Source organism: Planosporangium spinosum (assembly GCF_049999945.1).
In the GTDB taxonomy this organism is placed as follows: Bacteria; Actinomycetota; Actinomycetes; order Mycobacteriales; family Micromonosporaceae; genus Planosporangium; species Planosporangium spinosum.
Window position 1 is genome coordinate 1 of sequence record NZ_JBLYUB010000079.1, and the last position, 1293, is coordinate 1293.

Genomic DNA, 1293 nt, shown 5'->3' on the forward strand with positions numbered 1-1293 from the left:
TGAGCTTCCCCCCGAGGTGTGGACACCCTGACACTGGATCTTGAGTCCAGAGGAAGGGGTGTCCCCGTTGGGACGTCCGTCGAAGTACACCGACGAGTTCAAGCGCGACGCGGTGGAGCTGGTGCGCTCCTCGGGCCGGGCCATCAACGACGTGGCCCGGGAGCTGGGGGTCTGCCACGAGACGCTGCGCAACTGGGTGCGCAAGGACCGGCCCGCAACAGCGCCGGGCGGTGACGGCAGGGCGTTGAGCGTGGCGGACAAGGACGCCGAGATCGCCCGGCTGCGCGCCGAGGTGGCCGAACTGCGCGTGGAGAAGGAGATCCTGCGCAAGGCGGCCGCCTATTTCGCCAAGGAGATGGATCGGTGACCAGCCGCTTTCGGTTCATCTCCACCCACCGCGCCGCCTATGGCGTCAAGCGGCTGTGCCGGGTCCTGGCGGTGTCCCGCTCGGGGTTCTACCGCTGGCTGGCCGCCGAACCGGACCGAACGGCCCGCCAGCAGGCCGACGATGCGCTCCTGGCCGAGATCCGCGCCATTCACGCCGAATCCGGCGGCAGCTACGGGTCCCCGCGGGTGACCGTCGAACTGCGTGAGCGAGGTCGGCCGGTCAACCACAAGCGCACCGCCCGGCTGATGCGCGTCGGCGACGTCGTGGGCCGCCATCAGCGCAAACGCACGCGCACCACCATCCCCGACCCGGCCGCGCCGCCGGCACCGGACCTGCTCGGGCGGGACTTCACCGCCACCGCGCTCGACACTCGCTGGTGCGGAGACATCACGTACCTGCGCGTCGGCGAGCGCTGGCTGTATCTGGCCACCGTCATCGACATCGCCTCGCGCCGGCTGATCGGCTGGTCACTCAACAGCCACATGCGCGCCGACCTGGTCATAGACGCCCTCGACGCCGCCGTCCGTGCCCGCGGTGGCCGGGTCGACAACGTGATCTTTCATAGCGACAGGGGCGCCCAGTACACCAGCGCCGACTTCGCCGCCGCCTGCGACCGCCACGGGGTGTGCCGCTCGATGGGCCGCATCGGCTCGTCGTATGACAACGCCCTGGCCGAAGCCTTCTTCGCCACCCTCAAACGCGAACTCGACGTCGACCACCGCCGCTGGGCCAGCGAGGCCGACGCCCGCCGCGACGTCTTCCGCTGGATCGCCTTCTACAACCACCGCCGGCGCCACTCCGCGCTCGGCTACCTCAGTCCCGCCGACTACGAACAACGTCTCGGATCCACTACCGTCCAGCAGATCGCGGCATAACCCGGTGTCCACATCCCGGGGGGAACTTCA

At 69.8% G+C, this 1293-nt stretch carries 1 protein-coding gene; it reads left to right on the forward strand.

Translation table 11 applies throughout. The features are described from left to right. Positions 1-67: 67 nt before the first annotated feature. A protein-coding gene (locus ACNTMW_RS34290; protein ID WP_426638230.1) for an IS3 family transposase occupies positions 68-1263 on the forward strand; the annotation gives its coding sequence in 2 pieces (ribosomal slippage) (positions 68-346 and positions 349-1263; 1194 coding nt in all). Positions 1264-1293: the final 30 nt, after the last annotated feature.